Annotated in this window: 24 protein-coding genes; 10 read left to right on the plus strand and 14 right to left on the minus strand. The window is 59.9% G+C overall.

Features of this window, described 5'->3' with window-relative positions; translation table 11 throughout:
* Nucleotides 1–82: 82 nt before the first annotated feature.
* Nucleotides 83–1,762 carry an ABC transporter permease gene (locus VDP61_RS16210; protein ID WP_416236553.1) on the minus strand — a complete coding sequence of 560 codons (1,680 nt, stop codon included), beginning with the start codon at nucleotides 1,760–1,762 and terminating at the stop codon, nucleotides 83–85.
* Nucleotides 1,763–1,871: 109 nt separating this feature from the next.
* Here VDP61_RS16210 and VDP61_RS16215 point away from each other — a divergent pair, with 109 nt between their 5' ends.
* The gene (locus VDP61_RS16215) at nucleotides 1,872–2,744 is read left to right on the plus strand and encodes a hypothetical protein (protein ID WP_323007897.1); all 873 of its coding nucleotides are present in this window, start codon (nucleotides 1,872–1,874) and stop codon (nucleotides 2,742–2,744) included.
* Between the two features lie 101 nt (nucleotides 2,745–2,845).
* Here VDP61_RS16215 and VDP61_RS16220 read toward each other — a convergent pair whose 3' ends face one another.
* Nucleotides 2,846–3,100, minus strand: coding sequence for a DUF2312 domain-containing protein (locus VDP61_RS16220; protein ID WP_323007898.1), 255 nt, complete (start codon nucleotides 3,098–3,100; stop codon nucleotides 2,846–2,848).
* A 221-nt stretch (nucleotides 3,101–3,321) separates the two neighbouring features.
* Here VDP61_RS16220 and VDP61_RS16225 point away from each other — a divergent pair, with 221 nt between their 5' ends.
* Nucleotides 3,322–3,537, plus strand: a complete 216-nt coding sequence (locus VDP61_RS16225; RefSeq protein ID WP_323007899.1) for a hypothetical protein — start codon at nucleotides 3,322–3,324, stop codon at nucleotides 3,535–3,537.
* 8 nt (nucleotides 3,538–3,545) lie between these two features.
* Here VDP61_RS16225 and VDP61_RS16230 read toward each other — a convergent pair whose 3' ends face one another.
* The 3 genes from VDP61_RS16230 to VDP61_RS16240 form a co-directional block, all read right to left on the minus strand.
* Entirely contained in the window at nucleotides 3,546–5,390 is a 1,845-nt protein-coding gene (locus VDP61_RS16230) for an enoyl-CoA hydratase-related protein (protein ID WP_323007900.1), read from the minus strand.
* A gap of 126 nt (nucleotides 5,391–5,516) precedes the next feature.
* The gene (locus VDP61_RS16235; RefSeq protein ID WP_323007901.1) at nucleotides 5,517–5,714 is read right to left on the minus strand and encodes a hypothetical protein; all 198 of its coding nucleotides are present in this window, start codon (nucleotides 5,712–5,714) and stop codon (nucleotides 5,517–5,519) included.
* Between the two features lie 88 nt (nucleotides 5,715–5,802).
* Nucleotides 5,803–6,045, minus strand: a complete 243-nt coding sequence (locus VDP61_RS16240) for a hypothetical protein (RefSeq protein ID WP_323007902.1) — start codon at nucleotides 6,043–6,045, stop codon at nucleotides 5,803–5,805.
* 154 nt (nucleotides 6,046–6,199) lie between these two features.
* On the opposite strand from VDP61_RS16240, the gene VDP61_RS16245 reads away from it, so the two are divergent.
* The 4 genes from VDP61_RS16245 (at nucleotide 6,200) to VDP61_RS16260 (ending at nucleotide 8,501) form a co-directional block, all read left to right on the plus strand.
* Nucleotides 6,200–7,063, plus strand: coding sequence for an MBL fold metallo-hydrolase (locus VDP61_RS16245; RefSeq protein ID WP_323007903.1), 864 nt, complete (start codon nucleotides 6,200–6,202; stop codon nucleotides 7,061–7,063).
* A 137-nt stretch (nucleotides 7,064–7,200) separates the two neighbouring features.
* Nucleotides 7,201–7,626 carry a YeeE/YedE family protein gene (locus VDP61_RS16250; RefSeq protein ID WP_323007990.1) on the plus strand — a complete coding sequence of 142 codons (426 nt, stop codon included), beginning with the start codon at nucleotides 7,201–7,203 and terminating at the stop codon, nucleotides 7,624–7,626.
* Nucleotides 7,626–8,063 carry a DUF6691 family protein gene (locus VDP61_RS16255; protein ID WP_323007904.1) on the plus strand — a complete coding sequence of 146 codons (438 nt, stop codon included), beginning with the start codon at nucleotides 7,626–7,628 and terminating at the stop codon, nucleotides 8,061–8,063. Before VDP61_RS16250 ends, VDP61_RS16255 begins: the two co-directional genes overlap by 1 nt.
* 9 nt (nucleotides 8,064–8,072) lie before the next feature.
* Nucleotides 8,073–8,501 carry a TIGR01244 family sulfur transferase gene (locus VDP61_RS16260; protein WP_323007905.1) on the plus strand — a complete coding sequence of 143 codons (429 nt, stop codon included), beginning with the start codon at nucleotides 8,073–8,075 and terminating at the stop codon, nucleotides 8,499–8,501.
* Nucleotides 8,502–8,583: 82 nt separating this feature from the next.
* On the opposite strand, the gene katG is transcribed toward VDP61_RS16260, so the two are convergent.
* Complete coding sequence (katG, locus tag VDP61_RS16265) at nucleotides 8,584–10,755, minus strand: catalase/peroxidase HPI (RefSeq protein ID WP_323007906.1); 2,172 nt, start codon at nucleotides 10,753–10,755, stop codon at nucleotides 8,584–8,586.
* A 155-nt stretch (nucleotides 10,756–10,910) separates the two neighbouring features.
* On the opposite strand from katG, the gene VDP61_RS16270 reads away from it, so the two are divergent.
* A complete protein-coding gene (locus VDP61_RS16270) occupies nucleotides 10,911–11,810 on the plus strand; it encodes a hydrogen peroxide-inducible genes activator (RefSeq protein ID WP_323007907.1) in 900 nt (299 codons plus the stop codon).
* 134 nt (nucleotides 11,811–11,944) lie between these two features.
* Here VDP61_RS16270 and VDP61_RS16275 read toward each other — a convergent pair whose 3' ends face one another.
* From VDP61_RS16275 to irrA, 3 genes are read right to left on the minus strand one after another with little or no spacing between them, the layout of a single operon-like run.
* On the minus strand, nucleotides 11,945–12,190 hold the full coding sequence (locus VDP61_RS16275) for a DUF2161 family putative PD-(D/E)XK-type phosphodiesterase (RefSeq protein WP_323007908.1): 246 nt from the start codon (nucleotides 12,188–12,190) through the stop codon (nucleotides 11,945–11,947).
* Nucleotides 12,187–12,612: a hypothetical protein gene (locus VDP61_RS16280; RefSeq protein WP_323007909.1), complete on the minus strand. Its 426-nt coding sequence runs from the start codon at nucleotides 12,610–12,612 to the stop codon at nucleotides 12,187–12,189. The genes VDP61_RS16275 and VDP61_RS16280 overlap by 4 nt, the downstream gene beginning before the upstream one ends.
* Before the next feature lie 9 nt (nucleotides 12,613–12,621).
* Nucleotides 12,622–13,044 (minus strand): iron response transcriptional regulator IrrA, encoded by a 423-nt coding sequence (irrA, locus tag VDP61_RS16285; RefSeq protein WP_323007910.1) that lies wholly within the window; start codon nucleotides 13,042–13,044, stop codon nucleotides 12,622–12,624.
* Nucleotides 13,045–13,245: 201 nt separating this feature from the next.
* Between irrA and fabA the strand changes: the two genes are divergently transcribed.
* The 3 genes from fabA to VDP61_RS16300 all read left to right on the plus strand — a co-directional run bounded on the left by fabA (nucleotide 13,246) and on the right by VDP61_RS16300 (nucleotide 15,855).
* On the plus strand, nucleotides 13,246–13,755 hold the full coding sequence (gene fabA / locus VDP61_RS16290; protein WP_323007911.1) for a bifunctional 3-hydroxydecanoyl-ACP dehydratase/trans-2-decenoyl-ACP isomerase: 510 nt from the start codon (nucleotides 13,246–13,248) through the stop codon (nucleotides 13,753–13,755).
* Nucleotides 13,756–13,820: 65 nt separating this feature from the next.
* The gene (fabB, locus tag VDP61_RS16295; protein WP_323007912.1) at nucleotides 13,821–15,047 is read left to right on the plus strand and encodes a beta-ketoacyl-ACP synthase I; all 1,227 of its coding nucleotides are present in this window, start codon (nucleotides 13,821–13,823) and stop codon (nucleotides 15,045–15,047) included.
* A gap of 16 nt (nucleotides 15,048–15,063) precedes the next feature.
* A complete protein-coding gene (locus tag VDP61_RS16300) occupies nucleotides 15,064–15,855 on the plus strand; it encodes an enoyl-ACP reductase FabI (protein WP_323007913.1) in 792 nt (263 codons plus the stop codon).
* Between the two features lie 30 nt (nucleotides 15,856–15,885).
* Here the strand turns inward: VDP61_RS16300 and proC are convergent, their stop codons facing one another.
* The 5 genes from proC to VDP61_RS16325 are packed head-to-tail and all read right to left on the minus strand — an operon-like array spanning nucleotide 15,886 to nucleotide 21,078.
* Nucleotides 15,886–16,710: a pyrroline-5-carboxylate reductase gene (proC, locus tag VDP61_RS16305; RefSeq protein ID WP_323007914.1), complete on the minus strand. Its 825-nt coding sequence runs from the start codon at nucleotides 16,708–16,710 to the stop codon at nucleotides 15,886–15,888.
* A complete protein-coding gene (locus tag VDP61_RS16310) occupies nucleotides 16,710–18,071 on the minus strand; it encodes an FAD-binding oxidoreductase (RefSeq protein ID WP_323007915.1) in 1,362 nt (453 codons plus the stop codon). Before VDP61_RS16310 ends, proC begins: the two co-directional genes overlap by 1 nt.
* Before the next feature lie 56 nt (nucleotides 18,072–18,127).
* The gene (locus VDP61_RS16315) at nucleotides 18,128–19,150 is read right to left on the minus strand and encodes an oligopeptide/dipeptide ABC transporter ATP-binding protein (RefSeq protein ID WP_323007916.1); all 1,023 of its coding nucleotides are present in this window, start codon (nucleotides 19,148–19,150) and stop codon (nucleotides 18,128–18,130) included.
* The gene (locus tag VDP61_RS16320; protein ID WP_323007917.1) at nucleotides 19,147–20,154 is read right to left on the minus strand and encodes an ABC transporter ATP-binding protein; all 1,008 of its coding nucleotides are present in this window, start codon (nucleotides 20,152–20,154) and stop codon (nucleotides 19,147–19,149) included. Before VDP61_RS16320 ends, VDP61_RS16315 begins: the two co-directional genes overlap by 4 nt.
* Before the next feature lie 3 nt (nucleotides 20,155–20,157).
* Nucleotides 20,158–21,078 carry an ABC transporter permease gene (locus VDP61_RS16325; protein WP_323007918.1) on the minus strand — a complete coding sequence of 307 codons (921 nt, stop codon included), beginning with the start codon at nucleotides 21,076–21,078 and terminating at the stop codon, nucleotides 20,158–20,160.

Genomic DNA, 21,078 nt, shown 5'->3' on the forward strand with positions numbered 1-21,078 from the left:
CGCGCCGATTGTCTTTTTCCCAAATCAAACAGGCTTTCGCGGCGCATAAGCCCTTTCACCCCACAGACCCGAAGCGGTTTGGCTAGTGAGCGCGATTCGTGTGGGCCATTACCCAGACAGCGACAAGGCCAACCGCCATGACCAAAAGCGCAGCAGGCGCTGCGTCGCCCAAACGCTCAAGGCTGGCTTGTTCATAAACCCGGGTAGCAAGGGTGTTGTAATTGAACGGGCGCAGCAAAAGCGTTGCGGGCAATTCCTTGACGCAATCGACAAAGACGACAAGCAACGCAGTGGCCACAGACCCGCGCATCAACGGCAAGTAAACATCCGTCAGCGTGCCGCCTGCCCCGCGCCCAAGCGACCGCGCAGCCAATGGCAGCGACGGCGACACCCGGCCAAAAGCCGAGTCAACAGCCCCCTGCGCGATGCCGAAGAAGCGCACGAAATAGGCAAGAACCAGCGCGGCGGCAGTGCCGGTAAGCAGCAACCCCGGATCAAACCCGGTCAGGGCCAACATGGCGTCGGCCAACCGATGATCCATCGCCGCAAGCGGAATAAGCAGCCCCACAGCCAAAACCGTACCCGGCGCAGCATAGCCCACCGACGTAATCGGCAGCACCAAACGCGGCAGACCCCGGCGCACCATACGCACACCATAGACCAAAAACAACGCGCCGGCGACTGTCAGCACGGCCGCGATACCACCGACCACAATTGTATTGCCAAGCGCTTGCAGCAGCCCCTTGGAGACCCAGGCCTCGGGCTTTTTCAGCGCATGTGACAGCATCACCGACACGGGCAACACAAAGCCCATCCCAAACGGAACAAGGCATACAAGCGTCGCTATCCAGGCCCCTGCACCGGTTAGCCGCTGCGGCTCCAAAGGGCGGGTGGCGCGGGACATCCGGTAAAACCGGGCGTTGCGGCGGCTCAGGCGTTCGAGGCCAAGCAAAGCGACAACCAGCATCAGAATGACCAGCGATATTTGCGCCGCCCCCCCCGCATTGCCGCCACTGAGCCAGACCGAGAAAATCCCGGTGGTCAGTGTTTGCACACCGAAATGATCCACCGTGCCAAAATCGGCAACGGTTTCCATCAGCGCCAGCGCCACCCCCATTGCTATCGCGGGGCGGGCAAGCGGCAGGCCAACCCGCCAAAACAGGCCCAGCGGGCCAGTGCCAAGCGCGCGCGCCACCTCATAGGTGCAATTGGATTGTTCACGGAAAGCGGCCCGCGCCAGCAGATACACATAAGGGTACAGCGCCGCCGACAACACGACAGCCGCCATCGTCCGGGTTCGCACCGCCGGAAACCAGTAATCCCGCGCGGTTTCCCAACCAAACCCGGCCCGTAGCGCCGTTTGCACCACGCCGGAATAATCAAAGAAATCAACCAGTGCATAGGCCCCGACATAGCCCGGAATCGCCAAAGGAAACAGCAAGGCGTAATCAAGCCAGCGACTGCCCGGAAAGCGGTACATCGCCACCAGCCACGCCGCCCCGGTTCCGACCATCGCCGTCATCAGGCCCACGCTGCCCATCAAGAACAACGTATTGCCCAGATAGCGCGGAAGGACGGTCGAGATAAGATGCGGCCAGATGTTTTCAACCGGATGAAAGGCCAGCCAGACCACTGACATCACAGGGGCAACCACGACAAACGCTATCAGCGCCGCCCCGACTGACCAGGTATCAGGCAGGCGGCGCCACAGCGCCCCGCCCGCGGTCAAAAATGGATGTTGAGTGTTTTGCTTGGTCATAATCGGCAGCGTTACAGGAAAGCGGTTTAACTGTCCAGAAAAGCTCGTATAGTCGCGACATTGTGGCGCCCCCTTGTTGGCGTCTTTGGCAAAGATCAACCGGAAGGCCTTGATGCGGATAGTTTATCACCTTGGTGCCCATTGTACGGACGAAGAGCGACTGCTGCGTTGCCTGCTGAAAAATCGGGGCGCTTTGGCCGCTGAGGGCATTATCGTTCCGGGGCCTGCAAAGTATCGGACGATTCTGCGCGATACGGCAATGACGTTGAAAGGGCAGGCCGCGCCAGAAGACACACAGGCACTTGTGCTGGATCAGATCATGACAGAAAGCGATGCTTCGCGGCTTATCCTGTCGTGGGACAATTTTCTTGGCTATGCCCAAGGGGCATTGCGGCGCGGGCCCTATGCCTCGGGGGCCGAGCGCATGTTTGCGTTTTGTCAGCTTTTTCCGGGGGTAGAGGCCGAGTTTCATCTGGCCATCCGCAACCCTGCAACCTTTGTTCCGGCGGTGTACAAAAAGCAAAGTGGCCGCAGTTATGAAGACTTCATGGATGGGGTTGATGTGGACAGTCTGCGCTGGTCCAGCCTGATCGCGTCACTGCGCGAAGCCAACCCGGATGTGCCGGTCACCGTCTGGTGTGACGAAGATACCCCTTTGCTTTGGCCCGAGGTCTTGCAGGCCGTATCGGGCCATAGCGACGGCCTCGAATTGACGGATACAGATGATCTGATCGCCTCAATCATGTCGGCGGATGGTATGCAACGCATGACCTCTTACATGCAAACCCATCCACCGCAGAACGTCGCCCAGCGCAGGCGCGTCGTTTCGGCGTTTCTGGATAAGTTTGCGCTGCCCGAACAGATCGAGTGCGAGATTGAAATGGAAGGCTGGTCGCAAGATTTGATCGCCCGCATGAGCGACTCTTATGACCAGGATGTGTCTCGGATCATGGCGATGGACGGGGTAACATTCCTCGCACCCTGACGCATGTTGCGTTTGATCTGGTGATCCAGACCAAACGCAACCACGCAACCCGCGCCTGAGATCGTGTAAACCGCCCTGGCTTCAGCCGTGCCCGGCAAGGTTTACTGCATGCCCAGCGCGGTTTTATACAGTTCCAGAATTGCTTCTTCTTCGGCAACATCATCGGGCGTGCGCTTGCGCAGGGCCACGACCTTGCGCAGAACCTTGGTATCATAGCCCCGGCCCTTGGCCTCGGCCATCAGCTCTTTTTGCTGCTCTGCAAGGTCTTTCTTTTCGGCGTCCAACTGCTCAAAACGCTCTATGAAAGAGCGCAGCTCATCTGCGGTGACGGAGTATTGGTCGAGTGGATCGCTCATGATTGCCTCATACATGGGAAAGCCTTTCCCTAGCGCGGCCATGGGGGGCGGTTCAAGTACAGCTTTGCACGAACGGCAGCAAAGCCGACAAAACGCTTTACCCCGAGGGCGCGGGACGGCCGCGAAAAACCCGCAGCCAACCTGATCGCGGCCCTTGTCAGCCCGGCTTTGGTCCGATAGGCAAAATTCATACCACAAGGGGTGGTCACGAAAGGGGCAACATGGAGACTATGATTTGGTTCGGTGCAGCCGTGTCGCTGGTCGGCGTCTTTGGGCTGGGCTGGTGCGTTGTTCTGGCATTGCGCGCCCGCAATTCGGGCCTGCCCGATGATGAAATCCGCGCCTCTTTGCAAAAGGTCGTTATTTACAACATGGGCGCACTTGGCATTTCGGCGCTTGGCCTGATGCTTGTGGTGTTCGGAATCTTCCTCAGCTAAGCGCCTTGTTACGCTTCATTCAGATCGGCCAGTGAAATCCCTTGACGGATCAGGTCATCCAGCAGCGGTGCCGGGCTCCAGATATCGGGCGCGTCATCGGCCCAACGGTTCAGATCATCACGCAAAACCAGCAGGCCGCGCCGCGCAGCCCAGAGCATCGGCCCGCCCCCCCAGCGCGGAAACCCTTGGCCAATGATCATCGCCAGATCAATATCAGACGGGCGCAGCGCCTTTTCATCGCCGATCATCCGCAGCCCCGCATTGGCCAAAGCCCCCATTACAGGGGCCGCAAGCCCCGCCCAAAGATTGACCCGCCCCAGCAGTTTGGGGGCAGCACGATCATTGTCGCGCAGCACCCCCCAGCGGCCCAACAGGTCAAGCACCGGCTCGGGCCCATGCTTGGCCTCCAGCGCTTCAAGGCTTGCATGCAGCGCAAGTGCCAAGCCGGGGCTGATCCCGGTGCCCTGCCCCTGAACCACCTGGTAGCCCAGCCGTTTCAACACGGCCAACACGGTGGCAATGGCTTCGGCTGCGGTCTGTTCGGAAATCAAAATCTCGGACAGCCGGCCATTTTGCGTGGCAGGCAGCAGCGTCAGGCCCAGCCCGCGCTGACCGCCCTCGCCAACCCGCCCCAGCGTCACAATCGGCGCGCCGACCTTGGCCGAAACCACCGGCACCGCAGCGCCCGGCAAGCGATAGGCACCCGTCAGAAACAGCATATCCGCCGCCTCTCCGTCGCCCCCATCCACCCCGGCAAGCGCTGGCATCAGCCGGGCCCAGCGCGCATCATGCTCAGCCGGAGACAGCTTTTTGGCCGTCCGTTCTGCCGCAAGGGCGGTTGCAATCGCCTCTAACCCTTGCGTCAAGGCGGCCGTCTGGCTGTCAACCAGGGTCACATCATAGCCCGCCGCCAAAAGCCCGCGCACCAATTGCACCCCGTCCGCAGCCGCCCCCAACACCGTGACCTGCGCAACGGCAAGCGGCCTGGCCTTGGCCCCGACCATGCGGCCCGCACGCCGTTCGGCAAAGAACACATGCCGCAACGCTTCGGCCTCGGGCGTGGCAACAAGGTCGGCAAAGGCCGCGCGTTCAAAGGCAAGCCCTTGTTCAAAGGGCAAAAGCTGGGCGGCCTCGACGCAATCAATAATCCGGCCCGGACCGGGGATCGGGGCATTTGCCTGCACGCGGCGGGCGTCGGAAATCGCAGCAAAATAGGCTTTTGGGGCCCGAAATCCATCGCGCCGATCGCGCGTGGGGATCGGCGCGATGGGGGCCATATGCAGGGCCATGGCTATCGCGGCTTCCGCCACCCCATGTTCTACCACCTTGTCCAATATGCCCAGGGCCAGCGCCTCGGGCGCGGCAATCGGCTTGCCGCTGATCATCAGGCGCAACGATTCCTGTGCCCCGATCAGACGCGGCAGGCGCTGTGTCCCCCCCGCACCGGGCAGAATTCCCAAGCCAACCTCGGGCAAGCCCAGGCGCGTATCGGCAAGCGCAACCCGCCCATGCGCCGCCAGCGCAAGTTCAAGCCCGCCGCCCAAGGCCGTACCGTGCAGGCCTGCCACCACGGGCTTGGCGCTGGCTTCAATCATGTTGCACAGATCGGGCAGCAGCGGGTCTTGGGGTGGCTTGCCAAATTCAGAGATATCCGCGCCGGCAGGAAAGGTACGACCGCGTGCCAGCAGCACCACGGCACGCACCTTGGGATCGGTTTTGGCAGCCTCAAGCCCCTGGGCAAGAGCCGCGCGCAACCCGAAACCCAGCGCATTTACCGGCGGGTTGTCGATCCACAACACCAAAACCGGCCCACGCATTTCCAAAGTGACAAAAGAACCCGTGTTGCTTTGCATATGCCCGCCCAGACGAAACAGGCCCAACGCCCGATGCTAAGCCTATTAACAAGACCATTGCCCTGTTTTGCAATCCCAAGAGCCGGGAAATGCTGTCAAAATACCGCAAACGCCACTACGGCCGATTCAAACGGGCATATTGTCGAACATCGCTTCGGTTTCTTCCTCGGTCGAAAGCGGCGCATCCGTGGACCGGCCCGCCCCGGGCATGATCGCCATAAGCGCCTGCATTTCGTGGAAAAGCCCCGAAAGAGGCGTCACATCGGTGAATGCGGTGACCGCCTTATTTCGGTTTTCGGCGTCGGTTCCGGATTTGTCAGTCATCTTTTTTTTCCTCGGGTTTCTTTGCAGTCTTTGGGCCTATAGGGCGCAAACCCTGCAAAACGGTGTCTAGGGAACAGCATCACCCCGCCTAGGGCTGATGGTCTTGCACATTCAGGACAAGCCCCGAACTTACCCTTCCTTGAAACGACAGCGGCGCTTTGTTCATCCGAATTTCCGGTTGTCCTGAAAGGCCAAGACCTGCCAGCCCCTCATCGGTTTTCCGCTTGATCGCAAGGCCTTTCCAAGCATTGAACGGGCGGCTGTCGCGCGCGGTTTCAATCTGTCCCAGCCGCGGCTCAAGCTGAATTTTTCTGCTCTCTGGCGCGGCCATCCTGGGTCCTCCTCTGCGCATGGCCAAGCTATCATCAACCGGCAAGCGACGGCCTTGACCCAAGTCAAAACCGACATCCTGAATATATTCAATTCTTGAAATGCATGATACACTGCGTATATCAAAGCGAGTGAACACAAAATCAGAGGCCCGCATGAAACCGCTTGTCCATGCCTTTTTCGACGAAGCCACCAATACCCTGACCTATGTCGTCCGCGAGCCGGAGGGGAAGGCCTGTGCCGTCATCGATTCCGTGTTGGACTTTGATTATGCCTCGGGGCGCACCGATACCCGGTCGGCAGATGCCGTGATTGAGTTCTTGCGCAAAGAAGACCTTGATCTGCAATGGATTCTGGAAACCCATGTCCATGCAGACCACCTTTCCGCCGCCCCCTATATTCAGGAACGGCTTGGCGGCAAAATCGGGATCGGGCAGCGGATTACGGTTGTGCAAGACACCTTTGGCAAAGTGTTCAATGAGGGCACCCGCTTTCAGCGCGACGGCTCGCAGTTCGACAGGTTGTTTGAGGAAGGCGACAGTTTCAAGATTGGCCAGATGCGCTGCGACGTGCTGCACACGCCCGGCCACACGCCCGCCTGCCTGACCTATGTCATTGATGATGCAGCCTTTGTTGGCGATACATTGTTCATGCCCGATTTTGGCACAGCACGATGTGACTTTCCTGGCGGGTCCTCCGCCACCCTGTTCGATTCCGTGCAGAAAATTCTGGCCTTGCCCGAAGCGACACGGATTTTCGTCGGCCATGATTACAAGGCGCCAGGCCGCGAGGACTATGCCTGGGAAACCACGGTCGGCGCGCAAAAGTCGCTGAACATCCATATCGGCGCAGGCAAATCGAAAGCGGATTTCATGGCGATGCGCGATGCCCGCGATGCCACGCTGGCGATGCCACGCCTGATCATCCCATCGCTGCAAGTCAACATGCGTGCCGGAAAAATGCCCGAACCCGAGGAGAATGGCATAAGCTACCTCAAGGTTCCGGTAAACGGCATCTGATGGCTGGCCCAAAGATAGCTCTGTCGCCGCCCCTGCGGCACTGGCGCAAATGGGCTGCTTTGCATTTCGCACCCGGCGTGAACAGGGTAATTGCCTGACAAAGCTGTGCGCGGCACCAATGGGATAAGAGTGATATGATCGAAATCGAATGGATCTGGGGCCTTGTTGGTGGCCTGATGATTGGCACGGCTGCGGCCATGTACCTGCTGATCAATGGCCGCGTCATGGGGGCCTCGGGTATTCTGGGCAGCCTTGTCGATGGTACAGCCAAGGCCGCAGCCCCGGAAAGAATTGCGTTTATCGCGGGTCTGGTCATCATACCCGCCGTTTTGGCGGCCGTGCTGGGCGGGGTGGATACCCACATCAGCAGCAATCTGGTTGTGATCATTGTTGCGGGCCTTCTGGTCGGCATCGGCACACGTCTGGCCTATGGCTGCACCTCTGGTCATGGGGTCTGCGGCATCTCACGGCTGTCCTTGCGCGGCATCGTTGCGACCGTGTTTTACCTGCTTGGCGGTGGGTTGATGATGGTCCTGTTTCGTCATGTTCTGGGGATCATCTGATGCAGCGCAACATATTTGCTTTTCTGTCTGGCGCTTTGTTTGGCGCGGGTTTGCTGGTGTCTGGTATGGTCGACACGGTAAAGGTGCAGGGCTGGCTTGATGTGTTCGGCACCTGGGACCCAACACTGGCCTTCGTGCTGGGCGGGGCAATTGTGCCGATGGCAATAGCTTGGCGCATCGCCGCCCGGCACCGCAAGTCCCTGCTGGGAAGCGCGATTCCGCCCGCGCCCACCGCAACGATTGATGCCAATATCGTCATTGGCTCGGTTTTATTCGGCATGGGCTGGGGGCTGGCAGGGCTTTGCCCCGGCCCGGCCATTGCCTCGGTGACGTTTGGCGGCTGGGGCGGCGCGCTTTTTCTTGTTGCCATGGCCGCAGGTATGTATGTTGCCCCGCCGATCCGCAGCAAAATCGAACACCACTCCGCTCATGCTTAAGGAACCATAATGGATATTCGCCCCCTGACCCCAACCTATGCTGTCTCGCCCCAGATCGAAACGTCAGATTTACCCGCGATCAAGGCCGCAGGCTTTGTTGCCGTGATCAACAATCGCCCTGATGCAGAGATTCCGCCAAACCTGCACAGCAGCACAATGCGCAGCGCAGCCGAGGCCGCCGGGCTTGCGTTCTTTGCCAACCCGGTGATCGGCGGCATGCTGACGATGGAAAATGTCACCGAACAGGCCGCCGCGATTCAGGCAGCGGGCGGCCCGGTTCTGGCCTATTGCGCCTCGGGCAACCGCTGCTCGATGGTTTGGGCCCTGGCGCATGCGGGGCAGATTGCGACCGATGATCTGATCAATATTCCCGCCCGTCATGGCTATCAACTGGAAGCGTTGCGCAATCAGTTGAACGCTCTGGCCAAGACCGGCTGATACCTTGCCCAAACGTAAAATGCCGGGCACACAGGCCCGGCATTTTGCATTTCATGGCCCCTGCGCACAGGGGCGCGCAGGATCAGGCCAGATCGGCCGTCATCACCTTGGTCCAGGCCGCTGCGAAATCCTTGACAAACTTCGCCGCATTATCGTCTTGCGCGTAAACTTCCGCATAGGCACGCAGAACCGAGTTGGAGCCGAACACCAGATCAACCCGCGTGGCTGTCCATTTTACCGCGCCAGACTTTCGGTCCTGAATCTCATACAACCCATCGCCCGCAGGCTGCCACGCATTGCCCATATCGGTCAGATTGACGAAAAAGTCAGTCGTCAATGCGCCCACATGGTCGGTAAACACCCCGTGCCGGCTGCCGCCATGGTTGGTGCCAATCACCCGCATACCGCCCAGCAGAACCGTCATCTCATGCGCGGTCAGGCCCATAAGCTGGGTACGATCCAGCATCAGCTCCTCGGCGCTGACCGAGAAATCCTGTTTCAGCCAGTTGCGATAGGCATCATGCAGCGGTTCCAGCGCGTCAAAGCTGGCGGCATCGGTCATGGCGTCAGTGGCATCCCCCCGGCCCTTGGTAAAGGGCAAAGTCAGCTCATGCCCCGCGGCCTTGGCGGCCGCCTCGACCCCCATATTGCCCGCAAGCACGATCACATCGGCAATGCTCGCCCCGGTTGCAGCCGCAATCGGTTCCAGTTTGGACAGAACAGCCGCCAAACGGGCAGGTTCATTCCCCGCCCAATCCTTTTGCGGCGCAAGACGAATACGCGCGCCATTGGCCCCGCCGCGCATGTCCGACCGGCGATAGGTGCGGGCGGAATCCCAGGCGGTGGCCACCATATCCGACACCGACAGGCCCGCCTCGGCGATTTTGGCCTTTACCACAGCCACGTCATAATCGGTCCGGCCAGCCGGGATCGGATCTTGCCAGATCAGGTCCTCGGTCGGCACGTCTGGCCCGATATAGCGCGTCTTTGGCCCCATATCGCGGTGGGTCAACTTGAACCAGGCCCGCGCAAAGGTCTCGGAAAAATAGTCCTGATCGGCGGCGAAACGCTCTGAGATTTCACGATAGATCGGGTCCATCTTCAGCGCCATATCGGCATCGGTCATCATCGGCTTGTGGCGGATGCTCGGGTCTTCGACATCCACCGGCATATCCTCATGCGCGATGCTGACCGGCTCCCATTGCGAGGCGCCCGCCGGGCTTTTGGTCAACTGCCACTCATGGCCCAACAACATCTTGAAAAATCCATTGTCCCATTTGGTCGGATGCGTTGTCCAGGCACCCTCCAGCCCGCTGGACATGGTGTAACGCCCCAAGCCATTGTTTACCGTTGTATTATTGCGCCACCCCATGCCTTGATCGTGCAAATCCGCTGCTTCCGGCGCGCCGCCAATCAAGGCCGCATCGCCCATGCCGTGGCACTTGCCCACCGTATGCCCGCCCGCCGTCAGCGCCACGGTTTCCTCATCATTCATCGCCATACGGGCAAAGGTTTCGCGCACATGTGCGGCCGTGCGCAGCGGGTCAGGCACCCCGTTCACGCCCTCGGGGTTCACATAGATCAGCCCCATCTGCACAGCGGCAAGCGGGTTTTCCATGGTCGCGGCATCCGCAAGGTCGCTGTAGCGGCCATCACTTGCCGCCAGCCATTCCTTTTCGGCCCCCCAGTAAACGTCCTTCTCGGGGCCCCAGATATCTTCCCGACCAAAGGCAAAGCCAAACGTCTTCAGCCCCATCGTCTCATAGGCTACCGTTCCGGCAAGGATCATCAAATCCGCCCAGCTGAGCGCGTTGCCGTATTTCTTCTTGATCGGCCACAGCAAGCGGCGCGCCTTGTCAAGCCCCACGTTGTCCGGCCAAGAGTTCAGCGGCGCAAAGCGCTGGTTGCCGGTGTTGCCCCCCCCGCGCCCATCGGCCGCCCGATAGGTCCCGGCCGCGTGCCACGACATGCGGATCATCAAGCCGCCGTAATGCCCCCAATCGGCAGGCGACCAATCCTGGCTGTCGGTCATAAGGGCTGCCAAATCGGCCTTCAGCGCAGCCACGTCCAGCTTTTTCACTTCCTCGCGATAGTCAAAATCCGCCCCCATCGGGTTGGTCTTGCTGTCATGCTGATGCAAAATATCCAGGTTCAATGCATTCGGCCACCATTCGGAATGCGGGCTTGCTGCCGATGTCTTGGAGCCATGCATTACAGGGCATTTGCCGCCCGTTGGGGTATCATTGCCGTCCATTGTCATTTCCTCGCGTTATTACGTCAAATCTGCGCGGGGTGGGCTGTGCCAGCAAAGGCCGCCGTCAGCCTTTATTCCCCCGATCGCTGACACCCTATCACGACGCATTCATAATTAAAATTTGCATTTTCTAATCTCTGCGATATGCATGGCTTATGAACACTGTCACGCTGAAACATCTGCGATATTTTGAGGCCCTGGCCCAGAATGGCCATTTCGGGCGCGCGGCGGCGGCTTCGGCCATCTCACAACCCGCGCTATCCCTTCAGATCAAGGAACTGGAGACTATCCTTGGCGCGCCGTTGGTCGAACGCGGTTCGCGTCAGATTTGGCTTACCAGCCTGGGCGAGGTGTTTGCCAGCCGCGTGCGCGAAATCCTGCGCGCAGTGGATGAATTGGGCGATCTGGCCCGCGCGGCCTATAGCCCGCTTTTAGGCAGGCTGCGCATCGGCATCATCCCCACCATTGCCCCTTATCTTTTGCCCAGTATCATCAAGACCCTGAACACACATTACCCGGCCCTGGACCTGCGCCCCCGTGAGGCGGTCACCCAAAAGCTGCTGCAAGACCTGAAAGATGGCAAGCTGGACACCGCGATAATGGCGCTGCCAAGCGCAGACCCGTCCTTGCATGACGAGGCCCTGTTCACCGAGGAATTTGTCTTGGTTCGGCCGCGTGCGGATGCAAAAAAGCCCGTACCCAACCCCGCGTCCCTGCGTGAAATGCGCCTGCTGCTGCTAGAGGAAGGCCATTGTTTCCGCGATCAGGCCCTGTCTTTTTGCAAGATTTCCGGCGCGCTTCCCCGCGATGTGATGGAGGGGAGCGCGCTGTCAACGCTGGTGCAAATGGTTGGGGCCGGCATCGGCGTAACCCTGATCCCTGAAATGGCAGTCGCGATTGAAACCCGTTCTGCCGCCGTCGCTATCGCGCGCCTCAGCCATCCCCGCCCCACCCGCGCTATCGGCATGATCTGGCGCAAGACCAACCCGCTGTCAGATCAGCTGACCCATATCGGCAGCATCATCCGCGCAGCGCGGCAAGATATTGGCGGTTAGGCACTGGCACCCCACCGGATGCGATTGCCGCACCCGCATTGAAAAGCATTTTACGCGCGTCTTTTATGTTTGCTGTACAATGACTTAGGGGCGCGCAAGGATTTAGGCGTGGCGCATTGATCCGCGCTGTCTTGTCAGGTCTGCGCCTTTGTCAAAACCTGCGCCATCTCGGCATGTTCAAGCAAAGCCGCCTGCCCTTTGGGCGTAAGCTGATAAATACCACGCGCCACACGTTCAAACCAACCGTAATGGTCATCCCGCATCTGCACCGCCGCCCGCGACACCCCCACGGCCTTGGCCACCACGGCAGCCTTGCACGGACCCGCCTGCAAATGCAGCGCACAGCGCAGCGCGTCCTGGCGGTAGGCAGTCATTTTCATGCCGGAAATGCCCCCCGTATTCGGGTCCCCACCCGGCGATCGAATTCGCGCAGCAACCGGGCGGCAGGTTTGGCTTTCAGGCGCGGCGCATAGGGTGCCGGGTCAAGATGCGCCTCGATGCCATTTGGCCCGACGACCAGCAGGCCCAGCGACAGGCGGCGACATAATGCAATAATATCACGGTAGCGTTGTTTCCATCCCTTGCTGGCGGGAACCGCCAGATAGACATGGTCAAACACCCCTTGCCGCACCACCCCCTGCATCACCAATTGCAGCGAGAAGGTCAGCTTCATTTCCACGATCACCGGTGGCTCGTCACCACGCCGCGCCATGATATCGCAATCCCCGATTTCGGCTTTCACCTCATACCCCTGACCTTCAAGATAGGCCTTGAGGGGGGCGTAAAGATCAGCCTCGCGCATCGGCCCGGGCTACGCCTTGCTGCGCCGCAGGCGGATCACCACATCCACTTTCGAGATTTCGGTTCCCGGTGGCAGGTCGGGCAAGCGCACGATTTCCAGTTGATCGGCGCGGGCATCGGTTAATTCTGCCGTATCTTCCCAATAGAAATGCGGGTGATCATCCATCCGGGTGTCGAAATAGCTTTTAGAGCCATCGACGACCACCTCTTGCATCAAGCCGGCCTCGCAAAATGCGCGCAGGGTGTTGTAAACCGTGGCCAGGCTCACGCCCTCGCCCGTCTCAGAGGATGCGGCAAACAGGCTTTCGGCGGTGACATGGCGATCAATCCCGTCACCGATCAACAAACTTGCCAGCGCCACGCGCTGCCGGGTCGGGCGCAACCCGCCCTGGGCAAGCCAATCGGTCCCACGTTGCACAGCCTGATCAAGCATTCAAAACCCGCCTTGTTTCCACAGGCCCCAATATAAGGCCAGGTGCTGATGATTTTCAACCCGATTGCAGCCCAATCGCAGCCCAAACGCAGGATGCAAATGCACGCCCTGCCCCCACAGGGGCCACAGCCGCACTTGCCAGTGCGTAAAGCCGGGTGTTAATGGGTAAACAACACGCAGTGAAAGAAGGGGCATTGCCTTATGGCGCAGTATCCAACCAGTTTCGATAAAGAAGGCCTGCTGCAATGCGCGCGCGGCGAGCTGTTCGGCCCCGGCAACGCGCAACTGCCCGCCCCGCCGATGCTGATGATGGACCGGATTACCGAAGTGTCAGGCGATGGTGGCCTGCACGGCAAAGGCCATATCGTGGCCGAGTTTGATATCACCCCCGATCTTTGGTTCTTTGACTGCCACTTTCCCGGCAACCCGATCATGCCCGGCTGCCTTGGCCTTGATGGCTTGTGGCAGTTGACCGGCTTCAACCTTGGCTGGCGTGGCTGGCAGGGGCGTGGCTATGCGCTGGGCGTGGGCGAGGTAAAGCTGACCGGCATGGTCCGGCCCGATCGCAAGCTGCTGCGTTATTACGTTGATTTCACCAAGGCCATTCAGACCCGCCGCCTGACAATGGGTGTGGCCGATGGACGGGTTGAAGCGGATGGCGAAGTTATTTATCTGGTCAAGGATATGAAGGTCGCCCTGTCTGAAAGCTGACTTTGGCTGAAAGCCGATTTTGGCTGAAAGCTGACCCTTAACGAATAGGAATAAGGAGTGCGCCCATGCGCCGCGTCGTCATAACTGGTATCGGTATCGTTTCCTCTATCGGCAACAACGCCGCCGAGGTAGAAGCCAGCCTGCGCGCCGGAAAATCCGGGATCGTTGCCGCGCCGGACTATGCCGAACACGGCTTTCGCAGCCAGGTCCACGGCATGCCGCAAATTACGCTGGAAGATCACATCGACAAGCGCGACCTGCGGTTCATGGGGCCGGGTGCCGCCTATAACTTCATCGCGATGGAACAGGCGATAGCGGATTCCGGGCTGCAAGCATCAGACGTGTCGAACGAACGCTCTGGCCTGATCATGGGATCAGGCGGGCCGTCGACGTCCAACTTTTTCCAGGCACATAATATCGTGATTGAAAAAGGTGCGCCCAAGCGGATGGGGCCGTTCATGGTGACGCGCTGCATGTCCTCGACCAACTCGGCCTGTCTGGCGACGCCGTTCAAGATCAAAGGCGTGAATTATTCGATCACCTCGGCCTGCTCTACCTCGGCGCATTGCATCGGCAATGGCACCGAATTGATCCAGATGGGCAAGCAAGATATTGTTTTCGCAGGCGGCGGCGAAGAGTTGGACTGGACGCTGTCGTGCCTGTTTGACGCGATGGGCGCGATGAGCAGCAAATATAACGACACGCCCGAACTGGCTGCCCGCGCCTTTGACGCCACACGTGACGGTTTTGTCATTGCGGGTGGCGGCGGTGTGGTGGTGCTGGAGGAATTGGAACATGCCCTTGCACGCGGCGCCAAAATCTATGCCGAGGTTACCGGCTATGGCGCCACATCGGACGGGGCCGATATGGTTGCCCCATCGGGTGAGGGCGGTGAGCGGTCGATGAAACTGGCGATGTCTACCCTGCCCCAAGGCCGCCGCGTTACCTATATCAACGCCCACGGCACCTCGACCCCGGCGGGCGATGTAACCGAGGTAAAGGCCATCCGCCGCGTGTTCGGTGAAGGGTCTGTACCGCCGATTTCCTCGACCAAATCGCTGACCGGGCACAGCCTTGGCGCGACCGGTGTGCATGAGGCAATCTATTCCTTGCTGATGATGCAGGGGGGGTTCATCACCGCCTCGGCCAACGTCACCCAGCTTGACCCCGAATTGAAACCCGAAGAGATTGCAACCGAATACCGTGAGATGGACCATGACAGCATCTTGTCCAACTCTTTTGGCTTCGGTGGCACCAATGCCACATTGCTGATGAGCAAATACGCGAAATAATCTGGAGAACCAACCGATGGCCGATCTGATGAAGGGCAAGCGGGGCCTTGTGATGGGTGTCGCGAATGAACGCTCCATCGCCTGGGGGTGCGCCCGCGCCCTGGCAGCCGAAGGCGCAGAACTTGCCTTCACCTATCAAGGTGACGCCTTTGGCAAACGCTTGGCGCCTTTGGCCGCGTCGATCGGCTCAACCATGATGGTTGATGTGGACGTGACAGATGATGCCTCTCTTGATGCAGCCTTTGGCCGGCTGCGCGATGAATGGGGCAGTATCGACTTTCTGATCCACGCCATCGCGTTTTCGGACAAGAACGAGCTGACAGGCCGGATCAGCAACACCAGCCGCGAGAATTTCAAGAACACCTTGGATATCAGCTGCTTTTCCTTTATCGACGTGTCGCGCCGCGCGGCCGAACTGATGCCCGATGGTGGCTGCCTGATGACAATGACCTATGGCGGGTCAAACCGGGTGACGCCCAATTACAATGTCATGGGGGTCGCAAAAGCGGCGCTGGAATCGGCGGTGCGTTACCTTGCTGCCGATCTTGGCAGCCAGAAAATCCGGGTGAATGCCATTTCGCCCGGCCCGATGAAAACCCTTGCCGGGGCAGCCATTGGCGGGGCGCGCACCACCTATCGCCATGCCGAAACGAATGCCCCCCTGTTGACCAATGCCAGCCTCGAGTCGGTGGGCGGCACCGCCGTGTATCTTGCCTCGGATTATGGCATGCATACAACCGGCGAGATTGTGCGGGTTGATGGCGGTTATCACGTCATGGGCATGCCTCGGGCCGAACATATCAGCTAAAGCATGCCCCCTTGGCCCCACCTGCGCCGCTCAGCCGTCAGACACCCGCGCCAATTCACAAGACCGTTTCGCCGCCGCAGCAAGGGCCTGCGCAGATAGCCGCATCAGGCCATCATCAGCACCCAGCGCCGCAAGCCCTGCGGCGGTTGTTCCGTTGGGGCTGGTCACCATTTGTCTCAGGGCGGCTGGGTCTGGCGTTTTGGCAATCAGCAGCCCGGCGGCTGCCAGCGTGCCCGCAGCAAGTTTCCGGGCGGCCATCGTGTTCAGCCCAAGGTCAATTGCGGCGGCTGTCATCGCCTCGCACAGCGCAAAGTAATAGGCCGGGCCCGAGCCGGACAAAGCGGTTACCGCATGCAGATCTGCTTCGGCGTCGACCCAGGAAAAGATGCCGATCGCCGCAAAGAGATGTTCCACAAGGGCCTGCTGTGGCAGGCTGGTTGGCGCGGCAGCATAGGCGGCCGTAACAGAACAGCCAACCATCGCGCCGATATTGGGCATCGCGCGTACAATAGCTGTCGCGGGCTGTGCGGCCAGGGCGATGCGTGCCGTTTCAACCCCCGCCGCAATAGAGATGACGATGGTCTGCGGGCCAATCTGGGGCGCGATCTGCAAAAGCGCGTCGCACAGCATTTGGGGCTTGGTGGCCAACACCACACCATCAACCGCTGCGCCACCCGGCAAATCCCTGGCGCTGGCGCAGAATGTGCAACGGCTTTCGCCGGCAAGATCTGCCTGCAGCTTGGCGACATTCGGGTCCAGAACGACAAAGGAAAATGACTCGTCCAGCGCATGGAGCCAGCCTTTCAACAAGGCTGCCCCCATTCTGCCGGCGCCAACAAGCAAGAGTTTGGTCACTACAGGATGCCCCTGTCCACAGTGGCGAGCGCCGCCATCAGTTCAGCGTCGCCATATCTGTCCACCGAAAAACCATGCGCATAGTCTGGCAGCGGCCCATCCGTCATCCAGGCAGCGCACAGCTCACCGGCCGCACAGGCCGCCATCGTGCCATAGCCCGACAGCGCACAGTTCATGAAGGCCCCCTCGGGCCCCATGCGCCCGATCAGGGGCCAGTTTTCCTTGGTCATCGTATACCAGCCGCCATAGTGGTGCATGTTACGCGGCAGTTGACCATAATAGGCCTTCAAACCGGGCTGAAGCCGCGCCGCGCCGCGCAAGACGATTTCGGGATAGTTCGGATCGGTTGGCTGTTCCCAGGTGGCGGTGCCGGGTTTTTCATTATAGGCCCAGCCAAGCTTGACCCATTTCCCGCCATCGCCCCCGTCAGGGCGGCAGTGAATGGCCCCCGGCATGTCACCCGCCAGCCAGGCCATTTCCGGGTCGCCCTTCAGCAGCGTGCGCTCTTCCTCGGTCCAATCAATGGATTGGCCATCCAGATCAATCGAAAAGGGAACATCGCGCGGAATGACGCCCAGACGATCCTCAAACGCAATCTTTTGCTGGAACGTATTGTAGACGGGCAGATCGACACCCAGCATCTGCGCGATCTTGTCAGCAAAGGGGCCAGCCGCGTTCACAACCCGGTCATAGGTTTCTGTATGCGTGCCATCGGCCCCGGCAATGGTTACCGCAAAGCCTGCGTTATGTGCGATGTCCTTCACCTCGCCCACCACGCGGCGCACCCCGATTTCCCGCATTTGCTCCAGCATATACATGCCAAGCTGCTGGCCGCTGATGTCGCCACCGCGGCGCACATGCAAGATCGACCGGATTTCCGGATCATAGCTGGGAAAGCGGCTGCGGATCAGGTCGGTATTGGTCACAATGTCCAACCCGTCCGGCACGCCTTCCCAATCCGGGCTTTTGAAGCTGTGGTAATCATCGGCCTGCGGTTTGTCATGAAACCGAAGCAGGCGTTCCGAGGCATCGCCAAACCCTTTGCGAACCTGTTCCACCAGATCATCAATATCGGTTCGGCGCGTCGCAAGCGCATAGCCGCGCCGGTTCATGTTGATCTGGTTGCCGCTTGCGCGCGCGATCTCCTCCATCAGGGCGATGCTGCGGTTGGTAAAGTTGACCATCGTCGGTTCGCTCCACCAGTTGCGATAGTTTTCGCCGGATTGGGCCGAGGTATAGCTCATCGGTTGGTCACGATCGACAAGCGTGATGCGGGCGTTCTTTTCAGCCCGTGCAAGGTAATAGGCGGTGGCAATCCCGACGATTCCGGTTCCGATGATCAGTGTTTTGGGCGCAGGCATCCGTAATGCTCCTGTGGCTTTTGAGAGGGGTGGCAGACTTGGCTGGTCTGGAACCCTTAGGGGGTTTCGTTCAAATGACAGGCCGAAAGATGGCCCGCCGCGATTTGTTTCAGCTGTGGCCGCTCCACCCGGCAGCGATCAAACGCCAGCGGGCAGCGCGGGTTGAAGTGGCAGCCCTTTGGCGGGTTAAGCGGGCTTGGCAACTCGCCCTCCAATGGTTGAAAGACCTTCTTTTGGGTGGAAATGCGCGGCACTTCCTTTAGCAAGGCTTGGGTATAGGGGTGGTTGGGCTTGCCAAAAATCGCGTCAACCGGGGCCTGTTCAACGATCCGCCCCAGATACATGATCGCAACCCGGTCCGAGATATGTTCGACCACGCCCAGATCATGGCTGATGAAAAGATAGGTCAGATCGGATTGTTCGCGCAATTCCATGAAAAGATTGATAATCTGCGCCTGAATGGAAACATCCAATGCCGCAACGGATTCGTCGCAAACCAGAAAGTCGGGCTGAACCGCAAGCGCGCGCGCAATGCCGATCCGTTGGCGTTGCCCGCCCGAAAGCTGATGTGGATAGCGGCCCGAAAGTTCCGGGTCCAGCCCGGCGCGCGCCAATTGTTTGTCAACATAGGCACGGGTTTCCTTGGCACCATTGACCAAACCGTTCAATCGCGGCGATTCCCCCACAATTCTTGAAACCGGGTGCCTTGGGTTCAGCGAGGCATAGGGGTTTTGAAAAATCATCTGCGTTTTAAGCCGAACCGCCGCGCGCTCGGCCGTGGACATATCCGCCACCAGCCGCCCATTTGACAGCACCTTACCCGCAGTTGGGGTCAGCAGGCCCGCGATCACACGGCCCAAGGTGGATTTGCCGCAACCCGACTCGCCCACCAGCCCAAGCACCTCGCCTTTCGCAATGCTCAGGCTGACATCATCCACAGCCCGCAGCACGGGCTCTGGCTGGGCCAAACCCGCACGCACGGCCAACCGCCCCAGAAGATCGGTCGGCTTGGTAAAATGGCGCGAAACATGGCGCAGCTCCAGGCGGGGCGCGGGCGCGCTTGTTTGTATTTCGATCATGGCGTTCCCTTTGCGGCAGCGGTCGGCGCTATGGCTTTTGTGGGCAAGGGATGCCAACAGCGAAAGCCATGCGCTGGCGTGGCGGGGGCGTGATCAAGCCCCGGCTCTGTGGCGCAAAGCGCATCGGCAAATTGGCAACGTGCGCTGAACGGGCATCCCGGTGGCAGGTTCAACAAAGACGGCGTTGTGCCGGGAATTTGCGCCAGCGGCTGACCCCGCTTATTCGCACTGGGGATAGAACCGATCAGCCCGCCGGTATAGGGGTGGCGCGGCTGCGAGATGATATGCGCGGCCGATCCCAGCTCCACGAACCGGCCCGCATACATCACCGCGATACGGTCCGCGAGCTGCGAGACGATCGACAGATCATGCGTGATCCAGATCAGCGCCGTTCCGGTTTGCGCGACCAGACGCTGCACAATCGCCAGAATCTGGGCCTGAATTGTCACATCCAAAGCGGTTGTCGGCTCATCCGCGATCAGCAATTCGGGCTTGTGCAACAGGGCGATGGCGATGGCTACGCGCTGGCGCATACCGCCTGAAAACTGGTGCGGATAGGCCGAAAGCCGGGATTCGGGCTGGGGGATGCCCACCTCGCCCAAGGCCGCGCGGGCCATTTCCCAGGCAGCTTTATGCGGCATCGGGGTATGGGCCTGAATCGTCTCGATGATCTGGGTGTCGATCCGCAGCACCGGGTTCAGCGTCATCATCGGGTCTTGAAAGATCATTGCAATCTTGTTGCCGCGCAGGTGGCGCATCTCGCGCTCGCTGCGTTTGGTCAGGTCTTCACCCTGAAACAAGATTTCCCCCTGGGCGATGCGGCCGGGGTTTTGCAGCAGGCCCATGATCGAAAAGCCGGTCACGGATTTGCCCGACCCCAACTCGCCCACCAGCCCCAGAACTTCGCCCTTGGCGATGTCAAAGGACACATCACGCACCGCGGTGACAACGCCGGCATGGGTCGGGTATTCGGTACGCAGACCACGGACTGAAAGAACACTCATGGCCTACGCACCTTTCCGTGGGTTCAGCGCATCGCGCAGTTGGTCACCGACCAGATTGATGGCGACAATCGTTCCCAAAAGAGCAAGGCCGGGAAAGAAACTGATCCAATGTTCGCCCGACAAGATGAACTGATAACCGTTGGCAATCAGCATCCCCAGGCTCGGCTCTGTCACCGGGACGCCCAGCCCCAGAAAGGACAAGGTAGCCTCCAACGAAATGGCGCGCGCGATTTGCACTGTGGCAATCACGATCAGCGGGGCGGTGCAATTGGGCAAAAGATGGCCGAACAAAATCCGGTAGCGCGGGATATTGAGGCAGCGCGCCGCCTCCATATATTCTTTTTCACTTTCCACCAGCGCCGCCCCACGGGCCGCGCGGGCATAGGTTGCCCATTCAACGATCACCAGCGCCAGAATGACATTCCCGATGCCCTTGCCCAGAACTGCCAGGATCATCATCGCGACAAGAATCGCCGGAAAGGAAAGCTGAAGATCGACAAGCCGCATGATAACCGCCTCTAGCCGACCACCGGCATAGGCGGCAATCAGGCCAAGCGAAGTGCCAAACACCGCCGCACAAACCGCCGAGATAATGCCAACCCCAAGCGAGATGCGCAGCCCGTACATGATCGCCGACAGCATGTCGCGGCCTTGGGTGTCGGTGCCCAGCAGATAAACGCTGCCGTCAGCAGCCGTGGAACCGGGTGGCAAGCGGCCATCCATGAAATCAAGCTGCGACAGGTCATAGGGGTTTTGCGGTGACAGGGCCGGTGCAAAAACGGCAATCAAGATCAGCGCCACCAAAGCCGCCAAAGCAACAATCGCAATGCCAGAGGCCGTATATTCGCGCATGATCCGCTGAATCGGCGTTTCGACCTCGGATTTTTTGGGCTTGTTCAGGCGTATGGGATCAATGCTGGTCAT

This window comes from Pseudorhodobacter sp., assembly GCF_034675685.1.
Taxonomy (GTDB): Bacteria; Pseudomonadota; Alphaproteobacteria; order Rhodobacterales; family Rhodobacteraceae; genus Pseudorhodobacter.